This is a genomic window from Campylobacterota bacterium (assembly GCA_040752835.1).
Taxonomy (GTDB): Bacteria; Campylobacterota; Campylobacteria; order Campylobacterales; family Sulfurimonadaceae; genus Sulfuricurvum.
This window is the reverse complement of record JBFMGG010000006.1, coordinates 72,186-97,124: the sequence shown is the minus strand read 5'-3', so window position 1 is coordinate 97,124 and position 24,939 is coordinate 72,186. Positions and strand designations below refer to the sequence as shown.

Below are 24,939 nucleotides of genomic sequence, written 5' to 3'. Positions count from 1 at the left end.
CATGGAAATCAAAATTACGACCGATATGGTTCTTCCTGCGCCGAAAACGCTCGATCAGTTGAAAGATGACAAGCTGCAGGAGTTGAGAGATGCTTTCAACTCCAAAAGCCTCAGACCGAGAGTCGATACTGGGCTTGGGTATTATGTAGACGGATCATATGCTGATCTTAGAAATTTTGAGATTGGGCAAGAGTTCGGACTCCAATTCATCAAAGATGCTGATGGCGCGGATCATCCAGCAACAGCCGGTGATTATGATCTGGTAATCGCCGCGATCAAACAGCACGGGCTTGATCTGTATCAGTGGAAGTGGGCGAAAGGGCAGGAGATCGCCGCCTGCACCACTGAGGCAGCTATCAACGCGGTGGTGATCTGATGGAACGCACGCCTGAACAGCTCGCCACGCTGTATGACAAATTTGAATCCGATATGAAGAAGCGCTCTCGCCGATTTCGTCTCGCTCTCGCCATCGATCAGTTCTTCAACGTTCTGATCTGGAACGGATCGCAGGACGAAACGATCAGCTCACACATCCATCGCCGCAAAGAAAAAGGGATCGCAACACGGTTAGATAACGTCGTGTGCTGCTGCCTTTCCAAGCTCGAATACAATCACTGTTATCTGTCAAGGGGGGAATGATGGTTGTAGAAACGAGCCTGATCATAAGTGGAGGCGGGATCATCGCGTCGGTTGCCGGAGCATGGGCCATGATGAAGGCACAGGGTGAGCGGCACAGCAAGGAGATTGAGTCGCTGAAGAACTCGGTCAACGGGCTGGGGGGAAGGATCGACGGACACGGCGAATCGATCGTGGAACTGCTGACAAAACAGAGCGCGTCGATCACGGCGCGGGAGTGCGATGACAAGTACGTATCCAAAGAGCTGTTCCGGCAGTTCGAGAAACACATCGACGGGCGGTTTGATACGATCGAAACCGGAGTGGGGAAGATCCTCGGTTACCTTGAGAACGGGAAGAGGGGGTAGCGGATGGAAGATTACAAAGGAATCAGCCGCGACGAGTTCCCGGCATGGCAGGGCTGGAAGATCATCGCCGACTACGCGAAGTTCGCATCGGACGAACTGACGCTGATTCAGCTCTGTGAAAACAATGTTCAGCTCCATGAGCTGGTCGCTCAATTTTACGAAGGAGGAAGAAAAAATGGCTGATTTTTCAATCGCCTATGCGCGTACTGCAGAGAATGAGGGGGGCTATGCGAACCACATCGGAGACCGTGGTGGAGAGACATTTCACGGCATCGCCCGGAAATACTGGCCGATGTGGAAGGGGTGGGAACTAATCGACGCGCACCGCTCGAAATTCCCGCGCGAAATTCACTCCCCATCGAGCTGGCGTAAGGTGGACAAAATACTCGAAGCAGAGCCACGTCTCAAAGAGCTTGTGCGCCGCTTCTACCTGGTCAATTTTTGGGACGACATCGAGGGGGACCGGATCAAGTCGCAGGAAGTAGCGAACATTCTCTACGACTGGGCCGTCAACAGCGGAGAGGGTTCACCGGCCAAATCGGTGCAGCGGATAGTTGGGGCGAAAATAGACGGAGATATAGGCCCGGCAACTGCCGCGAAGATTAACGCATACCCAGCACAGGAATCACTCCAAACGCTGCTGCGTACCGAGCGGGTCAAGATGGTGCGCGAGATCGTGCGACGCGATCCGAGTCAGGGGGTGTTTCTGGACGGCTGGATCGAGAGGGCTCAAAATGCGTAACATCATCCGTAAAATTTTCAGCAACTGGTGGAAATCAAAAACGCAGGTATTCAACGCGATGCTCGTCGCGGTGGGGCTGATAGAGGCGAACACGGGGGAGTTTAGATCCCTCGTCGGTGATGATAACTACGGGTTTTTCATCGTCGCGATCGGGGTGATGGGGTGGTACCTTCGTACCGTAACGACCAAGTCTATGAAGGATAAGTGATGGTGCTGCTATACTGGCGGGAGCTGATCATCCTCGGGCTCACAATAGCAGTAGTTGTAGCTGGCGCGTATGTGCTCAAGACAACAGGCGAGCGCAACTTCTTCGAACAGGCAGTCTCGACAAAAGAGGCGGAGCTGTCCGGATCAAAAAGGGAGATCGAGTATCTCAAAGCGTGGATGGCCCGCGATAAACTCGACGCCCAGGCAAAAGATGCCGAATACAACCGTACTATGGCTGCCAAGCCGAAGTACGTCACCCAGATTAAATACGTTCCTACCGGGGAGAAGTGCGCCGATTTTCAGGGTATCATCAGCGAAGCACGATTGAATCAGGAGGCGACACGATGAAGCTGTTGAGAATGGCGGCACTTCCGCTGGTGCTGATAGGGTGCGCCGAGCCGAAACCGTGCGAACCGATCACGATCACAAAGAAGTGCGAGACGAAGATGCCAGCAGATCCGAAGTGGAGCCAGCACGATGGGAGTGATGCTTCATGGTTGAAAGCCGAACTGGAAAACAGTGCGAAGAAAGACGGGCTTATTTATGATCTGAAGGCGGCGCTAGAGAAGTGCTTGTAATTTAGAATCCGCTAAACAGATTCATTCATTTTTAACACAGCTAGCCCGAGCAGCATGAGCTTTCTTTTCTTCGGATCATACTGGGATACAGCACCTTTTGTAACCCCGAGATAATCCGCCAGCTCCTGTTGAGTCGTAGGCCTTACCTGCAATTTTTCGCCTGCCCATATCGCCCGATTGTCCTGCGTGTCGCTTCGATCACCAAGCCATGCTGCGTAATCGGATTTGTCAAAGGGGATGAAGGTCACCGATTCAATCTCATCTCCGCTTTCAAATGCGCCTTGAACTGCCCCGCCGATGTGCGCGGCGTAATCTTTTTTTGTCATCGGGATATCCCGGTAATAGGTGATGCAGACCTTCATTCTGCATCCTCTGATCTTGCGGCATCAAACTCGTCTTCGAATCTTTCGGCGACGAAAGATACGATTTCGGCGACATCTTTTCGCATTGGAAGTATAGAGCCTGTGGCGATCTGCTCCTCGATCAGCTCGATAGCTTCCTCTTTGGTTCCGGAGAAGCTGTGGCCGTTCATCGCGTCCGAGAGGTATTCATTGATCACCTCTCGGTCTCCATCTTTCGTGTAAATCTCTTCGCGGCCGTTACTATACACGGCAAACGGAGCACCGGTCTTCTCTGCATTGGCTATACACTCAGCCACGTACTCACGATCATCGTCCTCATCCTCGTCATCCGAGATATAAAAAACATCTTCGAGATGCGAGCGATATTCTTCGATCGTGTCGAACTCTGTCAAACTCTCCATTTCCCCCATAAGTTCCCCTATGGAGTCGTAGGCCAGTCCGAACAAGCCGCGAGAATATGCCCGCCCGATCGCAAGGTTTTTGTACGGAAGCTCTTTTAAAACTTCTACGGCAGCTTCCAGGTCTTTCATTGTCATTGATTGCCAGTTCATCCGATCCCCTTCTTTCGATTGATATACCGAAAGTTTAGATTATCTAAACTTAAATAGTGTTTAAAATGTTTAGATTATCTAAACGTATCTATATTATTTCATAGCATTGTGAAACTGGTTCAGCGCATTTGCTGCCGTCTCTTTTTTGACTTTTGAGTACCGTTTTGTGATCGTCGTAGAGCTATGTCCAAGCACCGCGGCGATCTGTTCCAGCGTCGCCCCTGAGTTTACCAGGGTGCCGCCGATAAGGTGCCTGATATCGTGGATTCTCATATTGATGTCCAGCTTTTGCAGAATCTTGACCCAGTGATTCCGGAACGTCTCCTTGCTCATCGGTCTGTTCGTGTCGATCCGTGCCGGGAAGATGTACTTCGATATCTTCGGGATTGCGTCCAATACTTCCGCCGTGTCATCTCTGAGCTGATACTGGGCTGTTTTGCGGTTCTTCGTGGTGAATGACTGAACCGTGTACGATCGGCTTGGAATATTGACCGATGTCCACTCCATGAGCAGAATCTCTCCAAGACGTCTGCCGTCCAGCAAAAAAGACATTACCCCCCGGATTGTTGGCTCTGGGTAAGATGACATTGCCTGCACCAGAGCTTTTGCTTTTGGCTTCGATAATTCGAAACGGACCGTATTGTCGAATGTAGGTAGCTCAATATCCGTAGCTGGGTTAGGATATATCTTCGCCGCTTTGAAAAAAGGCCTGAGATAGTCCTGGATCAGTTTTGCCGTGCGGGGTTTTTTCCCTGATGCCAGAATAGAGTTCACGATCTGCTGCAGGTCTTCAGTCTCTATCTGCGAAACGGGGAGATGCTCTATCTCTTCCATGTATTTGTCAAATACCAGCTTTTGAATGTCGATGTTTTGTTTCGATAACTTTCCATTCGCATCTCGCTCCGAGATGTACTGATCCCACGCCTCTCTGAGCGTCACGTTTTTTTTCACCTCTTCTTTGCGTTTAAAAGTGAGATCGTCGCGGAAGCTGTCTCGTAGTCCAGACACTTTCTCAACTGCGCGTTTGAAAGTAATACCCTTATCAGTGAACGAGAATGTTTTTTTAGAAGTGACTTTTTTCCCGCGCTTCATGACTGTAGTACGTAGGATGATTTTAAAAGGTGGTTTGATTTTTTGATGAGGATAGGAGTCGTCGATTTCGGAGGATTCGAAGAGGTTTTGCGAGTCTTCAAAATAGATGCCGCGGCATTGGTATCCCCTGAGATTTACTTTGATGAGACGTTGGGCCATTTCTATTCCTCGGGTGCAATTTGGGGTGCAACTTTTGAGGAATGATTGTACCCAAAAAGGATACGTTAGGAATAGATATTAGGCAAAAGAAATACCGCAATATAGGCAAAATGCTCAATTAAGAATAGTTTGAATCCTCGATTCAGGTTCTAGTGGCAGAAATGTCGTGGAGGTTCAAGTCCTCTCGACCGCACCATCCCTCTTGAAAATCCCTGTTTAAGCCATTCTTCAAAGCTGATTTATCTGTGTTACCGAATTGTGTCCGTTATCCAACGCTTCCAAAACGCATCAACGTATCCACAAACAATCCAACCATTATTTTTTTTGATGCCATTTTGATGCCATATCGTATAAAGTTCCATATCCCGTAAATAGGTTTTTCGCATATCCTTCAAATCGTAACAGTAAAACGGAGCGGAAACACTTATTTTATGGGGCTCTTTCTGTATGCCCCCTTGTTTCTTACAGCCCCGGCAATCTGGGGATATAGCCCATTTTGGACAGTTTGTAATACCATCCCCACCCGATTTTGAGCCAGTGTCCGAAGAACGGCATCGGAATAAGACGGGCTTTGACGTCGTCGCGGTAGACGAAGCCCGCCCCGTTGCCCATATCCATCAGGCACAGGATGTTGAGATGGCCGTGATAGGTTTTTTTCGCTTCGCGCTTGAGGCCGAAAGAGACCGCACTGTTGTGGGCCGCGTTGCGGGCCATGATTTCGGCGATGTGCCCCTGTTTGGCTTTCCAGTCGGGGCCTTCTAGCGCGGCGGCGTCGCCGATGGCGTACCACCCTTCCACCCCTTCGATTTCACAGTGGCCGTCGATGCGGATGAACCCGGCCGCGTTTTGCGGCAGATCGGAGTTTCTGACCAGTTCGGAACCGTCTCCGGCGGGGATAAACATCGTCAGGTCACTTGCGAGGGTACTGTCGTCTTCGAACACGATTTCCCCGGCTTCGAATCGCTTTATTTTTTTGCCGTAACGGGTCGCGAAACGGTTGCGCTTGAACATCGTATCCATCATGCACAGGGCTTTATTCCCCATCCGGGCGCCGGGAGAGGGCATCGGTGCGAAAAAAGTCATTTCGAAATTTTCGCGAATGCCGAGTTTTTTGAGACGGTGATGGAGGTTGAAAAAGAGTTCGAATCCCGGTCCCCCGCGCACTCCGCTGGGATCGTTGGGGTTGCCGCCGAAGCCGAAGGCGATTTTGCCGCTGCCTCGGGCGATGAGGGCGTCGATCTTTTCTTTGAGCTGGAGCGATTGTTCGGGTGCACCGCAGATCGAGAGGGTATGGGCGATCCCTTCGTGTTTCATCTTGCCCGCCCCGATCGCGATGACGAGGTGTTCTACCGTGCGTTCGCCCCCTTCTTGGAGGGTGATGGTACGGGTTGCGGCGTTGAGTGCGCTAACGCGGTCGATGGTCAGTGTGAATCCGTGCCGTGCGGCGAGCCGGTCCAGTGAAAGGGTGGCGTCGTCGAAGCGGTTGAGGTGGACGGGAATCCAGATCGCGATAGGATAAACGAACAGATAGCTGCGGTCACTGATGAGTTCGACTTGGAAACCTTCTTTGCGATAGTAGATGGCGGCTTCGATTCCGGCGATTCCGCCGCCGAGGATGGTCACGTTTTTCATGGATGCTCTCACGTCTTAGAATTGAATCTTTCGGGCTTTCTGAAAGGAGCCCGGTTTGTTTTGTATAATATAGACTTTTTATAAAAATTTGACTTAATTATGATTTCTCCGTTGCGGCCGATTCCGGAACGTTCTGCTGCGGGTAATGATTTTTTTCGCTGTAGGCGTCCCGGATCGCGAGGAATTCGTCCAGATGGTCGAAAAAGATATCGATCAGCACCGGATCGAAATGGGTTCCGCGCTGGCTTCTAAGCAGGGCGAGAATGTCGTCGAGTTCCCATGCTTTTTTATAGCAGCGGTCACTTCCCAAAGCATCGAAAACGTCGGCTACCGCGGTAATCCGTCCGAAAATATGGATCTCTTCGGCTTTCAGTCCTCTGGGGTATCCCGAGCCGTCGTATTTTTCATGGTGTTCGTAGGCGATGATCGAGGCGGCCTTGAGCAGCGGCTTGGACGAATCGCGGAAGAGGTCGTAGCCGATGCGGCAGTGGGTACGCATGATTTCCCACTCCTCGGAGGTCAGCGGGCCGGGTTTGTTCAGGATGTGGTCGGGGATTCCCACTTTGCCGATGTCGTGCATCGGGCTGGCGTTGGACAGGACGGTCGTTTCTTCTTCGCTCAGGCCGTATTTCTGCGCGAGCAATCGGGAGTATTCCGCCACGCGCCGGACGTGGTAGCCGGTTTCGCGGCTGCGGGTTTCGCCGATCTCCCCGATGCGGGAGATCATCTCCTGCTGGGTCTGTTCGAGTTCTTCGTGCAATCGGATCGTTTCGGTGATGTCGCTGCGGATCGCGATGAATTCCTCGATGTTCCCTTTGTGGTCGAGGATCGGATTGATCGTCGCGTCAACCCAGTAATACGACCCCTCTTTGGTCCGGTTTTTGACGACGCCGTGCCAGGGGTCCCCTTTGATAATCGTCGCCCACATCTCTTTGAAGGTTTGTTTGGGCATGTCTTTGTGCCGGACCATGCTGTGCGGTTTACCGATCAGCTCGTCGTGGCTGAATCCCGAAATGGCGCAAAATTTTTCGTTGGCGTAGGTGATCCGCCCTTTTTTATCGGTTTTGGAAACGATGCTGCTGCGGTCGACGGCGTTTTTGTATTCGTCGAGGAGTTTGAAGTTTTTGCGGATGTTGTCGGCGATCCGGTACCCCAGCCACAGGATCAGTCCGATGGTCAGTGAAAGGAGGGCGATGACGATGACGAGATACTCGCGTGCTTCGAAGATGCGGGTATGAAGTTTGTCTTCGATAACCGCGAAATTGTGTTTTTCGCTCAGGCGGAGTTTTTCGAGGGACAGGGCGGAGATGCGGAGCCATTCGGCGGGAGCCATAGCGGGCGATTCGTGCCGGGAACGTATCGAGAGGTCGATCATCCGGTAGGTGGTGTTGATGTCGGGCCCTGTGAAGGTTTTACGGTACATGGAGCGGAACCGTTCGGAGGCAAGCGTTTCGAAACGTCCCGCGGCGGTATCGTGCTCTCCTTTGGAGAGGATCAGTCGGACGTAGAGGTCATGCCCCATCCGCTTTTGGGAGAAAGAGGTGTTCAGCAGAGACTGCATCTGGCTGAGGGTCTCTTTGATGGCCATGAGGTTGGTGTAGGCCTGAAAGTCGTTTCGCAGCGATACGTCGCTGACGGTGAGGACGATGGCGAGGTAATCCGAACGCATCTGGCTGATGAGGCGGGTATAGTAGTCGAACGAATCGATCGGGCGTACCGAACGCTTATCGACGTTGCCCCGATGGCGCTGGAGGGTGTCGAACGTCGCGCAGGAGGATTTGAAAGCGGTCGTTTCGCTGTCGGAGGCGCTTTTAAGGTTTCGAAGCGCGCGATCGACTTTGCCGCGCTGGAGCTGCAACGCCGGTTCCGTTTCTCCACCGCTGCGGGTCAGGGCCGCCGTGCTGAGGGAACGTTCGGATTGCAATTCATGGATCAGCACCGCGACGTACTTGATCTGATCGACTCTTTTATGCAGCGTCTGCAGCGTATTCATCTGGTTGAACAGATAATATCCGTAGGCCAGGGAGGCCAGCACGATCAGGAACATCGGAACCGACAGCAATAGGCGTAGCCGGTTGATAATGCTGATCGAGTGCATCGTGCTCCTTTGATATTTTTTTGATATTTTAGCGGACGGACACTGTATTAACCCTTGTCGCGATGCATTTCGCGATCCAGTCGACGAATCAACCGATTACGCTGCGCCCTAAGCCATCCGTGAGAGCCTCTTTGTTATAATCACCCAAAAATTTTAAAAGTGGCACGATGAAATTTATTGAAACACGCGGAAACGACGGAAATCACCCCCTGGAAATCACCTTCTCCGAAGCGATTTTGAGCCCTATCGCTTCGTTTGGCGGATTGTACGTTCCCAAAGAGCTCCCCGATCTTGGGGAATCTTTTTTGAACAAGCATCTGAACTCCTCGTACAAAGAATTGGCCAAAGATTTGCTCGCCACTTTGGCGATCGACATCGAATCTTCGGTGATCGACGAAGCGCTTTCGCTGTACGACAAATTCGATGACCCCGCCAATCCGGTTCCGGTGGTCAAAGTCCGCGAAGACCTCTTTGTGAGCGAACTTTATCACGGTCCGACCCGTGCGTTCAAGGATATGGCGCTTCAGCCCTTCGGCGTAGTGCTTAGCTCCATCGCGCAAAAACGGGGCGAAGAGTATCTGATTTTGGCGGCAACAAGCGGCGATACGGGTCCTGCGGCGCTGGAGACGTTCAAAAACCGTCCCAACGTCCGCGTCGCCTGCCTCTACCCCGATGGCGGAACCTCGGACGTACAGCGGCTCCAGATGGTGACCGAGGATGCCCCCAACCTCAAAGTGATCGGGATTAAAGGGGATTTCGACGACGCCCAGAGTGCGCTGAAACGGCTGTTGGGCTCACAAACGTTCAAAGAGACCCTCAAAACGAAACATATCTCCCTTTCTGCAGCCAATTCGGTTAACTTCGGGCGGATCATTTTCCAGATCATCTACCACATCCACAGTTACCTCGAACTGGTGCGCCAGAACGTCATCGCCATGGGCGAAAAAGTCTATCTCGACGTTCCGAGCGGAAATTTCGGGAATGCTCTGGGGGGATACTACGCGTTCAAAATGGGACTTCCGGTCGAGAAAATCATCATCGCTTCGAACGAAAACAACGTGTTGACCCGCCTCATCAACACCGGACGTTACGATCTGCGCGGCGAGAAGGTCGTACCGACCACCTCTCCGGCGATGGACATCCTCATTTCGAGCAACGTCGAGCGGATTTTGTTCGATCTCTTCGGAGCCGATCGGACCAAAGAGTTGATGAAGGGGCTTGAGAGCGAACGTTTCTATGCCCTGAGCGACGACGAGACGATGAAGCTTCAGTCGCTGTTCGCCGCGGATTACTGCAACGGTGCCGAAGGCAAAGGGTACATCAAGGAGGCGTTTGACGGCGGATACCTGATGGATCCGCATACGGCGACCTGTTTCAAAGCGTATGACTGCTGCGCGACCAAACCGATCAAAACGATCGTCTATTCGACCGCCGAGTGGACGAAGTTTTCTCCGACGATCGCCAATGCGCTCACCGGAGAAACGGGCGCACGTGATATCGACGCCCTCGAAGCGATTTCCAAAACCGCTTCCACCCCGATCCCCGCGATGATCAAAGGGCTCTTCACCAAACCCATCACCCAGGCGACCGTGATCGATAAAGAAAACATCGAAAACGAAATCCTCTCCTTCTTGAACTGATCCGCTTCCCTTCCGCCTCGGGCGGGAGTTTTTTTATTTCTCTTTTTTCGAGAGCGCGGTTTCGAGCCGGTTGATCTCTTCGGCCCCCCACACGACGATTTTTTTGGATACGCTCAGGTCCGGCGGATTTTTGCTGGGATATTCGATGCTGGAAAGAATATGCCGGATGCAGTTGAGCCGCGCCTTTTTCTTGTTGTCGGAACGGACGATGACCCAGGGGGCGATTCCCGTATGGGAGGCTCGGAGCATCTGGTATTTGGCTTCGGTGTATTTGTCCCACAGTTCCTGGGAAGCGGCATCGACGGGTGAAAGCTTGAACTGCTTGAGCGGATCGGTCTTGCGTTCTTTGAAACGGCGGGCCTGTTCTTCTTTCGAAACCGAGAAATAGAATTTAAAGAGGATGATCCCGGAGTTGACGAGCATCCGCTCGAATTCGGCGACGTGATCAAGAAACTCTTTGTGCTCGGCTTTGGTACAAAATCCCATGACCGGTTCGACCCCCGCGCGGTTGTACCAGCTGCGGTCGAAAAACACCATCTCCCCCGCGCTGGGCAGATGGGCGACGTAGCGCTGGAAATACCATTGGGTTTTTTCGACGTCGGAAGGTTTTTCGAGCGCCACGATCCGTGCACCGCGCGGATTGAGGTGCTCGGTGATCCGTTTGATCGTTCCCCCTTTTCCCGCCGCGTCGCGCCCTTCGAAGATGACGAGGATTTTCAGCCCTTTTTCTTTGACATGGTTTTGGAGTTTGAGAAGCTCGATCTGGAGTTTTTTGAGTTCCTGTTCGTATTCGAGGACCGATTTTTTGACCCAGACGGGAAGTCTTTCCTCTTGGTCCCCTTTGTGCCGCTTTTCTTTGACGGGCTTCGGGTTTTGTGATTTGCGCCGGTCTTCGTGGACGATGTCCTCGATTTTATCGGCTGCGGCGATCTCCGCGGTGGCCATCGAGTGTTTTGCTCCCATCCTCGCTCCTGTGTTTTGGCTATTATAACGTCGAGCGGATGATCCCGTCAAGGGACGCGGCGTCGGCGGTCGTCTCATAGCACGCGTTTTCCCCGCACACCAGGTACGCAGAAAGCGTTTCGTCGTTTCGGTACAGTACGAAGGGGTAAACCGGGGCTTTTTCCAAGGCGGTGAGCCGGTGAGCAGGGCCCTTGACCAGGCGGTCGGGATGAAGCCATCGTATGGCCTGAAGGGTAAGCGTCGGAAAATAGATCGGCGTTTTCATCAGTTTAAGCGAAGCGAATTCGAGGCTTTTGAACGCGAAGCGGCGGTATTTGGGATCGATCAGCGTCCCCAGATCCATCAGCGCTTCGACCATCACCGCCATGGAACCGGGGTAGGTGCCGTCGTCGAGTTCGGCTTCGGTCGTGAACGCCCCGCGGCTGAAATACCATTTTCCTTCCCGGTAAAAAAGTTCGAGGGCTTTGTTGGCGTAACGCTGGGCATCGACGAGATAGGGTTCGTACAAGGTGGTGCGGTACCCTTCGAGCAACGCGGCGCAAAGATAGGCGTAGTCTTCCAGAAAACCGTCGATTTTGGCGGTTTTGCCGATGAGTGCGGAGTGTTTGAAAAGATCCCCTTCGCCCATGGAGGCGAGGAGTTTTTCAAGGCTCCGTTTGGCTTGGGAGAGGTAGCGTTCTTCCGTTCGCCCCAGGACAAAAAGGGCGCGGATCATCATCGCGTTCCATGCGGTGATCACTTTGCGGTCGACAAACGGATAGTTCCGCCCTTTGCGCAACGAAGCGAGGTACCCGCGCACCGCGTCGAACCATTCGGGGCGCTCAGGTGAGGCGAGACGGACGATGCAGTGCCCTTCAAAATTTCCCTCGGGCCCGGGGCCGATAAGGTGCGCCGCGTGTTCGGGATCGGCAACGCCGCACGCGTGGAGCGCGTCGAGGATTTCGTCGTAGGCGTAAACGAAGTATTTTCCCTCTTCGCCGTCGCTGTCGGCATCGCTGGCGCTGTAAAAAAGGTCTTGTTCGGACATGAACGCCATCATGAAATCGGCGATTTCGCGGGCTACGGCCATGAAACGGGGTTCGCCGTAAACCTCGGCAGCTTCGGCGTAGAGGGCGCACAGCAATGCGTTGTCGTAGGTCATTTTTTCAAAATGGGGAACGAGCCACGACGCATCGGTGCTGTAGCGGCAGAATCCTCCGTCGATGAGGTCGTACATCCCTCCCAGCGCCATCTGATGCAGGGAGCGGCGTACCATCTCCCCCGGTATCGGATCGCCATAGAGACGCTCCAGCCGCAACAGGGTCCGCAGCGTCGAAACATGGGGGAATTTCGGAGCGGCCGAAAACCCGCCGTTGGTCTCGTCGAAATTGTGGCGGGCCTGTTTGAGGTAGAGTTGGGCGATTTTTTCGGTGAGCGGGGTGGCCTGAGGGGGCGTATCGTCCGGACGGAGGAACGAAGCGATTTCGTCGGCGTTTGCAAACAGCTTTTCGTCATTTTCGGCCACTTTGGCCGCAATGATTTCCGAGAGTTCGCTAAATCCCATCATCCGGTCCCGGTTGTACGGTGGGATATAGGTTGCGGCGTAGAACGGCTTGTTGCCGGGGGTGCAGAAAACCGAGAGGGGCCATCCGCCGCTCCGGCGGTTGAGGAGCATGTGCAGTTCCTGATAGTGTTTGTCGATGTCGGGGCGCTCTTCCCGGTCGACCTTGATGCAGATGAAATGGCGGTTGACGAACTCGGCAATTGCGTCGTTTTCGAATACTTCGCGCTCCATCACGTGGCACCAGTGGCAACTGCTGTAGCCGATACTGATGAAGATCGGTCTGTTTTCGCTTCGCGCGCGTTCAAACGCTTCGTCGCACCACGGATACCAGTCGAACGGGTTGTCTTTGTGTTGCTGCAGATATGGGGAGTCTTCGTGGGCCAGGCGGTTGGACATGTTCGTTTCCCGGTGATAAAGTTGCGCTAGTGTAACACCCGATGCTATGAGAAAGCTGAAAAATATTAACAATGTTGCTCAAAAGGCTTTGCTACAGCTTTATGCGGTACAATTTGCAAGATATTCAGAATAAGGTTTTGCTATGCGTTTCCTATGGTTGTTCCTTCTTCCTTTCGCCCTGTACGGGGTAGGGTTCTTACAGCCCGAAGAGGCATTTAAACCCAAAATTTCGATGGCCGACGATCAGACGGCGGCAATCGAGATCGAGCTTGGCGACCAGATTTATCTGTACGCCGACAAAGTGAAGGTCGAAGATGCTGATCCCAAAGACGGTATCGGTTTCAAAGCCGTCACCATGGCCGATCCGGTCGATCATGAAGGGGAGCAAGTGTTCGAAAACTCTCCCGCGATCCGGATCGCTTTGGCCCGCAGCGGCGAGGTTGAAGGGGAAAAAGAATTCAAAGTCAAACTATCCTATCAGGGATGTTCGGCCGCAGGGCTGTGTTACGAACCCCAAGAGGTCGTCCTTAACGTCAAAGTTGATGCTACCAAGCTTCTTCCCGCAGACGGCTCGTCGATCCTCAAAGCCCCTGCGGTCACTTCCGGCGAGATCGATCTGGCCCCGGCGCCCAAGCCCGCCGTCGAAGAAAAATCCGAAACCGATCGGATCGCACAGGTGATCGAGGGGGGTAGCCTTTGGTTTATCCTCCTGAGCTTTTTCGGATTCGGCCTTTTGCTCGCCCTGACGCCGTGCGTCTTTCCGATGGTCCCCATCATCTCCTCGGTCATCGTCGCCCAGGGCGAAGGGCTCGGGACCAAACGGGCGTTTTGGCTTTCGGTCGTCTACGTGTTGGCGATGGCGGTCGCCTACACGATCGCCGGCGTGCTCGCGGGGTTGTTCGGCGCCAATCTTCAGGCCGCCTTCCAGACGCCGTGGATCATCACCCTTTTCGCGCTGATTTTCGTCATTCTGGCAATGTCGATGTTCGATCTCTTCGAACTCCAGATCCCCAACGCGATCCAGTCGCGCATCACCCAGATCAGTGGTCGCCGCAGCGGTATTCTCGGCGTTGCCGTGATGGGATTCCTCTCCGCCCTGATCGTCGGCCCCTGCGTCGCGGCACCGCTTGCCGGAGCACTGATCTACATCGGTCAGACCGGGGATGCGCTGCTCGGAGGCGTCGCATTGTTCGCGCTGAGCATCGGGATGGGGATTCCGCTGATTGCGGTAGGGACCAGCGCGGGCAAATTCATGCCCAAACCCGGACCGTGGATGGATACCGTCAAATCGATTTTCGGCGTCATGCTCATCGGGGTATCGATCTGGATGATCAGCCGGATTCTCGATGAAAACATTTCGATGATGCTCTGGGGAGCCCTCGCGGTGTTCGTAGCGGTCAATATCGGGGCCCTCGAACCGATCCGGGGACGCTGCATCCGCTGCCACCGTGCGAACAAAAAAGCGCTCGGGATCATCTTGTTCCTTTACGGGATGTCGCTGTTGCTCGGAGGCATGAGCGGGGCCAAAGACCCGCTCCATCCCCTCGATCCGTTCCTCCCCGCAAAAGGGACGGTGAACGTCGAAGCCGCACAGCATAAAACGTTTGAAAAGATCACCTCCATCGAGGAACTCGAAGCGATCCTCGCCGAAAACAAAGGGAAGCGGGTTCTGGTCGATTTCTATGCCGACTGGTGTACCGCATGCAAGGAGCTGGAAGAAAAAACGTTCAGCGACGAAGGGGTCAAAACCGCGATGGACCGATTCGTTCTCGTCAAAGTCGATCTCACTTCCAACGACGATGCGGCCAAAGCGATCAGCGCCAAATACGGCATTTTCGGACCTCCGGCCATTTTGTTTTTCGACGAGAACGGCACGCGGATGAAAAGTGCCGATATTGTCGGGTTTAAAGAACCCGGAGAATTTTTAGATCATTTAGGGAAACTCTGATGAAAAAAATCGTACTCGCTTTGTCCCTCGTTGCCTCGTGCGCGTTTGCCGAACTCAAATGGGCTTCGTCGTACGACGCGGCGCTTTCTCAGGCGAAAAAAGAGAAGAAGAACGTGATGGTGATGCTCTCGCGCGAAGAGTGCCCCGCGTGTGAATACATGAACGACGTGGTATTCGAAGAGAAGGCGATCAGCGCGGAGGTGCATAAATATTATGTCCCCGTCCACATCGACATTCACAAAGACTTCGTCCCCGAAGGGCTTTCGTACATCGGTACGCCGACGTTCCATTTTCTGAACGCCTCGGGCAAAAAAATCGGACGCCACGACGGTGCCGCGAATATCCCCACGTTTATGGGGATTTTGAACAAGTATAAAAAATAATTTTTACCGTTTTCCCTCGACGAGCCGGTCGAGAATGTAGAGCTGCAGGTTTTTGTGCGGTATCTCTTTGTCGAGTGCTTCGGAATAGATTTTCGCCACCTCTTTGGCGTGAAGAGCGTAGTCGAAATGGGGAAAATGGTTCTCCCACGCTTTTTTGATAATCCGCAGCGCGACCGTGTCGATCATGTACTCTTTGAACATCGCGTACGTCGCGAAAAACATCCCCGTAAACAGTACCGCCATCAGGATCAGGAGATGACAGTCGATTTTGGCCAGTACCGAATGAAAGATCGCCGACGCGGGAAAGAGAATCAGGTGCCAGAGCGCGATAAAGACGACGTAGCTTCGTCCGATGCTCAGACGGAATCCGGGGATTTTTCCTTCGAGCTTCAGTCCGTCCTGGTACATTTTGTTCGTGTTGAGCATATCCCGAAACAGCATCGGATCGTCGCTGAGCGTAAACATGTAAGGGACGATTTTTTCGTCTTTGAAGCGTTTGAGGGATGTTTTCATCCATGAAAAGAGTCTAATCATTTCGAATCCTTGATAATTTCGCTGACGCGTTTGGCGCTTCCGTGTCCCAGAAGCCCCCGCAGGCGTTCGGCATCGCTGAAAAAAGCGGCCGTATCCGTTTGACGGTAGGCATTATACAGGTTTTGGGCATACACTTCGTTTTGCAGTAGTTCAAGATGCAGCGGGCGGCCGAAAGCATGGGAAAAAAGGATATTCCCAAGCCCGACGTAATCGAGTTTCACGAGCCGTCTGGCAATCGCGTAGTCGAGCGCTTTGGCGATGTAGACCAGGACAAACGGCGTACCGATCAGTGCGGCTTCAAGGGTTGCGGTACCGCTGCAGATAAAAGCGAAATCGGATTCGACGAGGCTTCGGTGGGCGTCATGGACCACTTCGAATCCGGCGATGTCGCCGTAAAGTTCTTCTACCTGCCCGGCGGTAAAGTGGGGAGGGATGACGAGCTGCGCGGTGCATTCGAGCATCGGCCGAAGCTCCCGGAAAACCGGCATGAGCCGTTTGATCTCTCCGGGGCGGCTGCCGGGCATGAACGTGATTTTGCCGCTGTGGGTGAGGTCCGGCTTGCGCAGGGAGATCTCGTCGAGCAGCGGATGTCCGACGTATTCGATCGGGGCCTCCTTCGAATAATACGAGGGCTCGAAGGGGAGGATGGAACAAAGCCGGGTGATGGTTCGCTCCAGTACCGGGATCCGTTTTTTCTTCCATGCCCATGCCTGGGGGAGGATGTAATAGACGATCTCTTTTTCGGGATACCGTTTCCGGATTGCTTTGGCCAGCGGAAGATTGAATCCTGAGGAATCGATCAGCAGCACTTTGTCGGCCGTCGCGGCGAGTTCGAGCATCCGGTCTTTGAGGCGGAAGAAAAACGGGAGTTTTTTGAGCGCGTCAACGAACCCCATGACGGAGGTCGAACGCAGATCGACGATACTCTCTCCCAGCGACGAGTCGAAAATGCCGCACAATTCGACCTCCTCGCCCAATTCCCGGACTAGATAGCGTAAATGGACGTTTGCGGAATGCTCCAGGGCGCTGACGAGTAGCTTCATGATCCTCCGTCTCCCCGGTTGCTCATATCGGGCGTATAGGTGCTTTTCCCCTCGCGGTATTCGCCCAAAAAGGTGGTGAGCGCGTCGATTTCGCGGTCGCTGAGCCCCATGGCAAAAGGGATCATCATCTGGGAAAGCTGGGTGGAACCTTTTTTGGCGCGGTACTCTTTGAGTTTGTGTGCCAGAAATGCTTTGCGCCGATACGCCAGCGCGGGGTACTGGGCGGAGCCGGCGGCCGAAATGCCGTGGCAGCCGTTGCACCCTTTGGAAAAATAGAGTTTTTTCCCCTGCGTGTAGAGATCTCCGGCCGCGAAAAGGATCATCGGAAACAAAAATAACAACATTTTCGCCATTTTTAGAGGTGCCTTTAACCATTCATAGTCTACAATAACGTAATTATAGCGAACGGGAGCAACTATGATCATTTCGGGTGCGGTTATTTGCGATATTCACGGGGAACGGAGAAAGGATGTCCGGATCGAAGAGGGGATCGTCACCGAAATCGGCGACGATTTGCACGGAGACGAAACGATTGACGCAAAGGGGTGTTATCTGTTCCCCGGACTGGTCGATACCGACGTTCGGTTAAAAGACGCGCAGCTCAACCGGACCAACCTCGAAAAACTCTCCCGCCGCGCACTTCGCGGCGGCGTTACGACGGCGGTACTGGCCAGCGATTGCACGCCGCGCATCGATGACGAAATCACCCTCGAGTTCGTACAGCAGCACCGCCATCTCGCACACGGTGCGACCATCGAATCAACCCTCAGTGCCCTGAACGAAGAGGGGAGCCTCAGCAATATCGCGATCATGCTCAAAAAAGGTTCGGTCGCCGTTCATACCGATACGATCGACGATTACAACCGCATCAGCCGTATCGCCCAGTATCTGAAAATGGCGGACAGGACGCTGTTTTACAAAGCGACCGATAAAAGTCTGCACGAGAGCGGCGTCATGAGCGACGGCGAAATCGCTTCGCAGCTCGGACTTCCGGGAATTTCCCCCCTTTCGGAAGTGGTACACGTCGCCTCGATGATCGAGATCGCCCGCCATTTCGGCATACGGATCGTCTTCAAAAGCGTCACGGAGCCCCGAACGGTGGAAATGGTTTCCAACGCCCGTTCAGAGGGGGTCGACGTATCGTGCGAGGTCTCGCTGCACCACCTGCTGAAAAACGATTCGGCGTGCCTGGGATTTGATACCGACGCCAAAATCAATCCGCCGCTGGTGAACGAGGCCAAACGCCTCGCGCTGCTCGAAGCGCTCCGAAACGGCGCGATCGCTTCGCTCAGCGCCCTTCACCAGCCTAATTCGGACGTTCACAAAGACATTACGTTTTACGACGCGCAGTTCGGTACGACTGCGATCGAAGAGTACCTTCCGCTGTGCTATACCTACCTGATTCGACCGGGTACGATCTCCGTATCCCGCTTCGCCGAAGTCGCGTCGCGCGTTCCGGGGAGCCATATCGGGATCGAAAGCGGTGAAATCGCGCTCGGCGCAAAAGGGGACGTGATCGTGTTCGATCCCGAAGGGACAACCTCCGTATCGCACCATCACAGTCTCTACAAAAACGAAATGCTTCGGGGAAAAGTGGTGGCGGCGCTCTGCCGCGGCGAAGTAACGCGGTTTGAATGAGTACGGCATCCGGAACGGTGATTCCTCGCGGATCCGGAAGCGTGTTGCATTACAATGACTTGGCGTTGCGGAATTCCGAAATTTCCGCTTCGACCATTTCGTCTATCATTATTTTATAGAGTTTCGAGAGGAGATTGGGGGATACCCCCGACTCCATCGCCTTGAGCCGGACGCGGTCCATGACCGCTTCCATTCTCTCTTCACCTTTAATCTCCTCGATCGAATGTTTGAACTGGGCAGCCTGCTTGACGTAAGCGTTGCGCGCGGCGATCAGTTCGACGATCTGATCGTCCAGACGGTCGATATACTGGCGTACTTCTTCTAAACTGTGGCACTCTGCGGCTTGCATGCTTTTCCTTTGGGGAATGGGTTGGCGTTATCATAGCATGAATGCGGTAATTTGGAAAATATCACATAGTTATCACACTGATTGATATAAAATTAACTTATTTGGTATTTTTTTTGATATTTTATATATAGTTATAAATCTTTAAGAATTAAATACCTATGATACTCCTCAAGCGATGACGAATTTGTTATTGTTTTCGCACTCGAAGCTAATCGAAGAAGAGGAGAACCCTAAGTATGAAACTTTCAAGACGTGACTTACTCAAGTTTGCCGGTATCAGCGCCGCTGCTGCCGCTGTTTCAGGTTGTACGGCCGCTGCAGGCGCGGCGCCGGGATCGGCGGCATCAGGCAAAATGCTCGGTAAACACCAGGTCGTTATTATCGGTGGCGGATGGGGCGGTCTGACCGTTGCCAAAGAGCTCAAAAAAATCGATCCTAAATTCGATGTGGCAATCATCGAGAAAAACGACAGCTTCATGTCTTGTCCGTTTTCAAACTGCAACCTCGGCGGAATCGAAGGCGTCAATCTGAACGTTTTGATGCACGACTATTCCAAAGCGGTTGAAAACTTCGGTTACGGAATGCTTCAGGCCGAAGTGACCGGCATCGACCGTGAGGCCAAAGTCGTCCATACGGCAAAAGGTTCGGTCGGTTACGATATCCTCGTTCTCGCACCGGGTATCGACTATAACTATAAAAGTTCGTTCCCCGCATGGGATGCGGCCAAAGTCGCCAAAGCAAAACGTCTTGCCCCTGCGGCTCTCGTACCCGGCGGCGAGCACGTAGCGCTTGACCGTTTGGTCAAAAATCTTGAAGGCGGTGATGTCGTTATTACCGTTCCAAAAGGAAAATACCGTTGTCCTCCCGCACCGTTCGAACGTGCGAGCATGATTGCCAACTACATGAAAAACGAAGGAATTGAGGGTAAAGTCATCATCCTCAACGAAACGGCTGAAATCGCCAAAGGTGCGGCATTCAAAGAAGCATGGAAAGAAGTAAACAATGGCATGGTAGAACACCGCGATCATTGTAAGATCGTAGATGTTGATTTCGATAAAAAAGAGATCACTTACGTTCAGACGACTTTCAAAGACAAAGACGATACCGAAGGGACAAAAGCGACCCACACGATCAAATACGGCGTGTTCAACCTTATCCCGCACAACATGTCCAACCCGGTCATCGACATGGCGGGCGTCGCAACGACTCCCGATTCGTTCAAAAAAGTCAAAATGGCGACAAGCCCTGAAAAGCCGGTATCGTTCCAGACGGCTACAGATAAAAACGTTTACGCTGTCGGTGACGTTGTCGGGCATGCGGTTCCGCCAAGCGGACAAACTGCTATCTGGTCAGGTAAAGAGTGCGCGAAAGAGATCGCACACGTCCTTCACGGCAAAAGCTACAGCGTTGCGTCGGCTCTTCCGTACAAAAGCGCGAACGTTTGTTACTCTATGGTTGGAAGTAATCCCGAAGAAGCGATCATGGTTAATCATGAGTTCATGGTTTCCGGTCCGGTTATCGGTTCTAAAGGAAGCGTTCCAAAAGACGAAAAAACGGGCAAATTCCGTACGACAGGCCTTGCGAAAGCAACCCGCGACTGGTACAAAGGGGCGATGCGCGACCTTTTCGGTTGATGCTTTCCCCCTTTTTCTCCCCGCCCGGGGGGAAATTTAAATGCAATATCTGCTACACTAATCACCGCAAAATCATTCAACACGGACATTATCATGGATAGAAGAAATTTTTTGAAAGTTGTTGCCGCAGGTGCAACGGTTGTTGCGGTCAGCCCATCGCTGATCCGCGGAAATTTGTATGCCGCAGACGGCGCCCTTTTCAAAGCGTATGAGAAGGCACAGCTGGTTGATGCGGCCGGTAAACCGATCAAGGCCTCAAGTCTGGCCAAGGAAGTGACGTATATCTTCAATTATCCGTACGCTTCGACTCCGTGTATGTTGATCAACCTCCCCAAACCGACGGCGACGGACGTTCAGCTTACCTCCGAAACCGGTGAGAAATACGTCTGGAAAAGCGGCGTCGGCAAAGAGCGTACGCTGGTCGCATACGTGGCGATCTGTACCCACCAGCTGACTCACCCGACTCCGAACGACAGTTTCATCGGATACGTCCCGACCAACAAAAAAACGATGGCGTACGATAAAAGCGGCGTAATCGTCTGTTCGTCTCACCTCTCGGCGTTCGATGCCGGTTCGGGTGCCAAAGTTCTCGGCGGGGCGGCGACGCAACCTTTGAATGCGGTGGTGCTCGAACACGCGGCCGACGATACCCTGTGGGCTGTCGGGATTTTGGGTCAGGACAAATTCCACGACTATTTCCAGGCGTTCCGTCCGGAGATCAAAGAGTTTTACGGGAAACCGGCAGAGTCGAAAAAGCTCGTTTCCATTTCGGCCAAGACCGTCAAACTCAGCGAGTTTTCGAAAGAAATTATCCAATATTAAAAGGGGCAACCGATGAAAAAAGCTTTAGCGTCACTGGCAGTGGGAGTGTTTCTCGCCGGATCGTTGAACGCGGCTGAAAAAGCCGATCCGCGACTGGAACTGATGAAAGAGATGCGTACGATGATGGACGCGATGGAACAGATCCAGCGTGGAGGCCTGTACAGTTCGGGTGACGAGATGAAAATGGGGGTCAAAAGACTTCAGGGGACGCTCAAATCGCTCGAAAGCGAAGAGGTCAAAGCGATTCTTCCCAAAGACCAGGTCTACGCCTATAAATTCGCCCAGAAAACGGCTCACATGCTTCGTCTCTATTCGGACGATCTGATTGCGTCGGTCGAAGCGGGCCGCATGGACAACGCGCTCGAGGACTATACCCAGTTGCTCAAGCAGTGTACGTCGTGCCATATCCGCATCCGTAACTGGTAATCCTTTTTCGGCTCTTCTCCGCCCTGTGTGGGGCGGGACTCTTTTTCTATCTCTAAACCTTTTTATTCTGTATTAAATATGATAATTAAAGTTATGAAATCAAATATTTGATTTTCTGATTCAAAATCCCGATCCGCTGCGCCGAAAAGTATAATTTTTTCTTTTTATCACATTTTTGTCTCAAAAGCTTACAAATTTGTAACTCCATCAAAAAAAATTATAGTTTTAAAGATTTATTTAAGATAAAGACCTTTAAACTGAGTCTCGAGATCCAAATAAGATTATCTTATTACGGACGGTTTCTTGAAGGAGAATGAATGAAATTAGGAAAACTGAGTCTTGTAGCCGTAATGGCTCTGGGAACAAGCGCGTTTGCGATCGACAACGTCAAAGTAAACGGTGAAGCAAAAGTTTGGTATCAAACATCCGAAACACTGGGAAGCAACCTGGATATGTTCGACCACGGGACAAACTCGTTGGCGGAAGTATCATTGTTGGTCGGTGCAACGATGGACCTTGCTCCAAACCTCAGCATGGGTGCCAGCGCGTACGCGTTGACAACACTCGGTCTTGAGAACAACCTCGTCGGACAGGTTCCTACCGCACGTTTGAATCCAGATGGTACAGCCGCGTCAGGTGCGCTGGACGACCAGTCATGGGCCCGCGAATTGTACCTTGCCTACACTGCCGGCAAAACGACGCTCAAAGTCGGTCGCCAGGAACTGAATACTCCGCTTGCGTTCACGGAAAAATGGAACGTTGTTGACAATACTTTCGATGCTGCGGTTGTATTGAACAACGATCTTCCGGACACGACACTCGTCGGTGCATGGGTCGGTAAAGACAACGGTGCCGCCAGCAACACAACTGTCAACAACGGCGGTAAATTCTCGACGTTCGGTGCTACCGGTGCTTACGCTGCGGGTGCGATCAATAAATCAATTCCTAACACAACGGTTCAGGCGTGGTACTACGACGTTCAGAGCGTTGCGGATGCATACTGGTTGCAGGCTGATGCCAAACTGATGGGCGACATGGTCGAACTTGGTCTTCAGTACGCAAACATGGATAAAAAATACGTTAACTACAGCGACACTGATATCTATGCAGTGAAACTGGGTGTAAACGTTGCTAACTCAAACATCTATGCAGCGTATTCGTCTGCAAGCGACAACAACGGGAACGGTATCGCACAAGCGGATAACTTTTCTAACGTTGCAACGGGCGATAAATCAATGATTTACACTGCGCTGGGAAGCATCTACATGGATGGCGAGCACACTACGAAATCTGATACAGATGCGTGGAAAATCGGTGCGTCAACCAAAATGATCCCGGGTGTCACTTTGTCAGCTAGCTACGGTGAAGCCGAAACAGACGGTAACAACAATGCTGCAAACAAAGCTGAATACAGTGCATGGGATGTTATTGCATCCGGTAAAGTTGGACCACTTGGTTTGACCGCTATCTACACACAGTATGATAAAGAAGATAATACTGGTGCAAAAACAATCGATACCGATACTCTCCGTATCATCGCTTCTTTGAAATTCTAAGAAGTCATTTCTTCAGGGCCTTCGGGCCCTTTCAATTCTCCTTATGTTAAGTTTGCCGCGTGGGATTCGTCACCCCGCGCACACTCCGCCCGCAGATTCGTCACCTGCGGGCATTTTTAATCTCCCTTTTTCTTACTCATCCATCCGTTTGGCCTGCCGCTTGGGGACTACGCTTTTTTTACTTTCATCCCGGTTGTTCGTCTCGTGTTTCAGATAGTGCGGTAACGTCCTTCCTTCGGACTTGGCGATATCTTCGAGCAGTGTGGAACGTACCGTATCGGTATCCCGGAGCGTGCAGAGGTATTCGTAGATCAGGGCGCTTTGGCGCTCCAGTGAAATTTTCCAGGTTGAGAGGGTACGGGCATAGATCCACTCGCTGAAGGCGTAAAACGACTCGAATACGCTTTTCCCCTCCCAAAGCAATCGTACCGTCGAATCGAAATTTCCGCTGTTGTAATAGATGTCCCAAAACCGGGCGAACCGTTTCATCTTCTGTATCTGTGTGAAGCTGAGGAGATCGTTTTGCAAAATGTCATAGGGAGGTGTGTCGGCATAGAGCATCCCGTGCGCGGCATCGTGGCGCGAGAGGGTGGTGCCGGAGAGGTTTTTGAGAATCCCGATCTGGATTTCGCTGCGGGTGAGAGAGACGAGGGTGTCGAGGTTCCGTCCGAATCCTTCGAGACTCTCACCCGGAAGGCCTACGATGAGATCGAGGTGCAGATGCGCCGAGGTGCAGCTTTCGAGGAACCGCAGGTTGTCGATAATCTTTTCAAGCCGCAGGGGACGGTTGATCCCTTTGGCGATGAGGGGGTCGAGGGTCTGTATTCCGATTTCCAGTTGGAGCGATCCGGGAGGGAAAAGGGAGATTTTGTGACGGAGCGATTCGGGGAAATGGTCGGGGATCACTTCGAAATGGGCGAAATAGGGTGGTTCCTTGGACAAAAAGAAATCGAGGATCGCATTGGCGAAGGTCATATTGAGGTTAAAGGTGCGGTCGATGAATTTGAAACTGCGCGCGCCGCGCTGCCAGAGGGTTTCGAACTCTTCAAGCAACGTTTCGAGCGGAAAATTGCGCACCTTTTCGTCGATCGAGGAGAGGCAAAACTCGCATTCGAACGGGCAGCCGCGCGAGGCTTCGACGTAGATGTATCGGTGGGCCACGTCTTCGTCAGCGTAGGCGGAGTAGGGGAGCGCGATCGATGTAAGATCGGGAAGCGGGGCTTTGATGAACCGTTCTGCGGGAGCTTGAGCGTTCAGGACACTGCGGCATACTTCGTAAAAGGCGATTTCCCCCTCGCCGCCGATGATGCAGTCGGCTTTGGAAAAATCGACGCGGTGGGGAAGATGGCCCGCTTCGGGGCCGCCGAGGACGATGAAGGTTTGAGGGGAGACTTTTTTCAGGACCCCGATCAGTTCCGCCGTTTCGGAGGCGTTCCAGATGTAGACGCCTATGCCGATGATGCGGGGGGAGTGTTCGAGCAGCCTCTCAGCGATACTTTGAACCTGCTCGTTGATCGTAAATTCCAGAATCGCAGCGTCGCTTTGCAGCTCGCGCAGGTTGGCATAGAGATAGCGCAGCCCGAGGGCGCTGTGGGCGTATCGGGCATTGAGGGTCGTGAGGATGATAGGGTGCATGGGCGTTCCGGTAAAAGATAAACGT

The 24,939-nt window shown here is 52.8% G+C and carries 28 protein-coding genes; 16 read left to right on the top strand and 12 right to left on the bottom strand.

Annotation, left to right across the window (positions count from 1 at the left end):
* Window position 1 precedes the first annotated feature (1 nt).
* Genes AB1763_04795 through AB1763_04760 form a run of 8 tightly spaced genes read left to right on the top strand, consistent with a single transcriptional unit; the run spans window position 2 to window position 2,510 of the window.
* Window positions 2-376, top strand: a complete 375-nt coding sequence (locus tag AB1763_04795) for a hypothetical protein (protein ID MEW5832135.1) — start codon at window positions 2-4, stop codon at window positions 374-376.
* On the top strand, window positions 376-639 hold the full coding sequence (locus AB1763_04790) for a hypothetical protein (protein ID MEW5832134.1): 264 nt from the start codon (window positions 376-378) through the stop codon (window positions 637-639). The genes AB1763_04795 and AB1763_04790 overlap by 1 nt, the downstream gene beginning before the upstream one ends.
* A complete protein-coding gene (locus AB1763_04785) occupies window positions 639-983 on the top strand; it encodes a hypothetical protein (GenBank protein ID MEW5832133.1) in 345 nt (114 codons plus the stop codon). The genes AB1763_04790 and AB1763_04785 overlap by 1 nt, the downstream gene beginning before the upstream one ends.
* 3 nt (window positions 984-986) lie before the next feature.
* The gene (locus AB1763_04780) at window positions 987-1,166 is read left to right on the top strand and encodes a hypothetical protein (GenBank protein ID MEW5832132.1); all 180 of its coding nucleotides are present in this window, start codon (window positions 987-989) and stop codon (window positions 1,164-1,166) included.
* Window positions 1,159-1,725: a glycosyl hydrolase 108 family protein gene (locus tag AB1763_04775; GenBank protein MEW5832131.1), complete on the top strand. Its 567-nt coding sequence runs from the start codon at window positions 1,159-1,161 to the stop codon at window positions 1,723-1,725. The genes AB1763_04780 and AB1763_04775 overlap by 8 nt, the downstream gene beginning before the upstream one ends.
* Complete coding sequence (locus AB1763_04770) at window positions 1,718-1,933, top strand: hypothetical protein (GenBank protein MEW5832130.1); 216 nt, start codon at window positions 1,718-1,720, stop codon at window positions 1,931-1,933. Before AB1763_04775 ends, AB1763_04770 begins: the two co-directional genes overlap by 8 nt.
* Window positions 1,934-1,935: 2 nt before the next feature.
* Window positions 1,936-2,280 (top strand): hypothetical protein, encoded by a 345-nt coding sequence (locus tag AB1763_04765; protein MEW5832129.1) that lies wholly within the window; start codon window positions 1,936-1,938, stop codon window positions 2,278-2,280.
* Window positions 2,277-2,510 (top strand): hypothetical protein, encoded by a 234-nt coding sequence (locus AB1763_04760; protein MEW5832128.1) that lies wholly within the window; start codon window positions 2,277-2,279, stop codon window positions 2,508-2,510. The genes AB1763_04765 and AB1763_04760 overlap by 4 nt, the downstream gene beginning before the upstream one ends.
* Window positions 2,511-2,521: 11 nt before the next feature.
* On the opposite strand, the gene AB1763_04755 is transcribed toward AB1763_04760, so the two are convergent.
* From AB1763_04755 to AB1763_04735, 5 genes are all read right to left on the bottom strand, one after another.
* Entirely contained in the window at window positions 2,522-2,872 is a 351-nt protein-coding gene (locus AB1763_04755) for a hypothetical protein (GenBank protein ID MEW5832127.1), read from the bottom strand.
* Window positions 2,869-3,423 (bottom strand): hypothetical protein, encoded by a 555-nt coding sequence (locus AB1763_04750; protein MEW5832126.1) that lies wholly within the window; start codon window positions 3,421-3,423, stop codon window positions 2,869-2,871. Before AB1763_04750 ends, AB1763_04755 begins: the two co-directional genes overlap by 4 nt.
* Window positions 3,424-3,516: 93 nt before the next feature.
* Complete coding sequence (locus AB1763_04745) at window positions 3,517-4,674, bottom strand: tyrosine-type recombinase/integrase (GenBank protein ID MEW5832125.1); 1,158 nt, start codon at window positions 4,672-4,674, stop codon at window positions 3,517-3,519.
* Window positions 4,675-5,136: 462 nt separating this feature from the next.
* A complete protein-coding gene (locus AB1763_04740; protein MEW5832124.1) occupies window positions 5,137-6,306 on the bottom strand; it encodes an FAD-dependent oxidoreductase in 1,170 nt (389 codons plus the stop codon).
* A gap of 97 nt (window positions 6,307-6,403) precedes the next feature.
* Window positions 6,404-8,404 (bottom strand): nitrate- and nitrite sensing domain-containing protein, encoded by a 2,001-nt coding sequence (locus tag AB1763_04735; protein ID MEW5832123.1) that lies wholly within the window; start codon window positions 8,402-8,404, stop codon window positions 6,404-6,406.
* Between the two features lie 167 nt (window positions 8,405-8,571).
* Here AB1763_04735 and thrC point away from each other — a divergent pair, with 167 nt between their 5' ends.
* Window positions 8,572-10,044 carry a threonine synthase gene (gene thrC, locus AB1763_04730; protein MEW5832122.1) on the top strand — a complete coding sequence of 491 codons (1,473 nt, stop codon included), beginning with the start codon at window positions 8,572-8,574 and terminating at the stop codon, window positions 10,042-10,044.
* A 33-nt stretch (window positions 10,045-10,077) separates the two neighbouring features.
* Here the strand turns inward: thrC and ppk2 are convergent, their stop codons facing one another.
* On the bottom strand, window positions 10,078-10,989 hold the full coding sequence (gene ppk2, locus AB1763_04725) for a polyphosphate kinase 2 (GenBank protein ID MEW5832121.1): 912 nt from the start codon (window positions 10,987-10,989) through the stop codon (window positions 10,078-10,080).
* Window positions 10,990-11,029: 40 nt separating this feature from the next.
* Window positions 11,030-12,946 (bottom strand): thioredoxin domain-containing protein, encoded by a 1,917-nt coding sequence (locus AB1763_04720; GenBank protein MEW5832120.1) that lies wholly within the window; start codon window positions 12,944-12,946, stop codon window positions 11,030-11,032.
* A gap of 142 nt (window positions 12,947-13,088) precedes the next feature.
* Here AB1763_04720 and dsbD point away from each other — a divergent pair, with 142 nt between their 5' ends.
* Both dsbD and AB1763_04710 read left to right on the top strand, forming a co-directional pair.
* Entirely contained in the window at window positions 13,089-14,894 is a 1,806-nt protein-coding gene (gene dsbD / locus AB1763_04715; protein MEW5832119.1) for a protein-disulfide reductase DsbD, read from the top strand.
* The gene (locus AB1763_04710) at window positions 14,894-15,277 is read left to right on the top strand and encodes a thioredoxin family protein (GenBank protein ID MEW5832118.1); all 384 of its coding nucleotides are present in this window, start codon (window positions 14,894-14,896) and stop codon (window positions 15,275-15,277) included. Before dsbD ends, AB1763_04710 begins: the two co-directional genes overlap by 1 nt.
* A gap of 3 nt (window positions 15,278-15,280) precedes the next feature.
* Here the strand turns inward: AB1763_04710 and AB1763_04705 are convergent, their stop codons facing one another.
* Genes AB1763_04705 through AB1763_04695 form a run of 3 tightly spaced genes read right to left on the bottom strand, consistent with a single transcriptional unit; the run spans window position 15,281 to window position 17,198 of the window.
* Window positions 15,281-15,811 (bottom strand): hypothetical protein, encoded by a 531-nt coding sequence (locus AB1763_04705; protein MEW5832117.1) that lies wholly within the window; start codon window positions 15,809-15,811, stop codon window positions 15,281-15,283.
* Window positions 15,808-16,854 (bottom strand): lipid-A-disaccharide synthase, encoded by a 1,047-nt coding sequence (gene lpxB, locus AB1763_04700; GenBank protein MEW5832116.1) that lies wholly within the window; start codon window positions 16,852-16,854, stop codon window positions 15,808-15,810. Before lpxB ends, AB1763_04705 begins: the two co-directional genes overlap by 4 nt.
* Window positions 16,851-17,198: a c-type cytochrome gene (locus AB1763_04695; protein ID MEW5832115.1), complete on the bottom strand. Its 348-nt coding sequence runs from the start codon at window positions 17,196-17,198 to the stop codon at window positions 16,851-16,853. Before AB1763_04695 ends, lpxB begins: the two co-directional genes overlap by 4 nt.
* 73 nt (window positions 17,199-17,271) lie before the next feature.
* On the opposite strand from AB1763_04695, the gene AB1763_04690 reads away from it, so the two are divergent.
* Window positions 17,272-18,492 (top strand): dihydroorotase, encoded by a 1,221-nt coding sequence (locus tag AB1763_04690; GenBank protein MEW5832114.1) that lies wholly within the window; start codon window positions 17,272-17,274, stop codon window positions 18,490-18,492.
* Window positions 18,493-18,541: 49 nt separating this feature from the next.
* Here the strand turns inward: AB1763_04690 and AB1763_04685 are convergent, their stop codons facing one another.
* Complete coding sequence (locus AB1763_04685) at window positions 18,542-18,841, bottom strand: chorismate mutase (protein ID MEW5832113.1); 300 nt, start codon at window positions 18,839-18,841, stop codon at window positions 18,542-18,544.
* A gap of 236 nt (window positions 18,842-19,077) precedes the next feature.
* On the opposite strand from AB1763_04685, the gene AB1763_04680 reads away from it, so the two are divergent.
* The 4 genes from AB1763_04680 (at window position 19,078) to AB1763_04665 (ending at window position 23,279) form a co-directional block, all read left to right on the top strand.
* On the top strand, window positions 19,078-20,475 hold the full coding sequence (locus tag AB1763_04680; protein MEW5832112.1) for an FAD/NAD(P)-binding oxidoreductase: 1,398 nt from the start codon (window positions 19,078-19,080) through the stop codon (window positions 20,473-20,475).
* Between the two features lie 93 nt (window positions 20,476-20,568).
* Window positions 20,569-21,297 carry a twin-arginine translocation signal domain-containing protein gene (locus AB1763_04675; GenBank protein ID MEW5832111.1) on the top strand — a complete coding sequence of 243 codons (729 nt, stop codon included), beginning with the start codon at window positions 20,569-20,571 and terminating at the stop codon, window positions 21,295-21,297.
* 12 nt (window positions 21,298-21,309) lie between these two features.
* Window positions 21,310-21,723, top strand: a complete 414-nt coding sequence (locus tag AB1763_04670) for a hypothetical protein (GenBank protein ID MEW5832110.1) — start codon at window positions 21,310-21,312, stop codon at window positions 21,721-21,723.
* Window positions 21,724-22,040: 317 nt separating this feature from the next.
* Complete coding sequence (locus tag AB1763_04665; protein MEW5832109.1) at window positions 22,041-23,279, top strand: porin; 1,239 nt, start codon at window positions 22,041-22,043, stop codon at window positions 23,277-23,279.
* 132 nt (window positions 23,280-23,411) lie between these two features.
* On the opposite strand, the gene AB1763_04660 is transcribed toward AB1763_04665, so the two are convergent.
* Window positions 23,412-24,914 (bottom strand): DUF4080 domain-containing protein, encoded by a 1,503-nt coding sequence (locus AB1763_04660; protein ID MEW5832108.1) that lies wholly within the window; start codon window positions 24,912-24,914, stop codon window positions 23,412-23,414.
* Window positions 24,915-24,939: the final 25 nt, after the last annotated feature.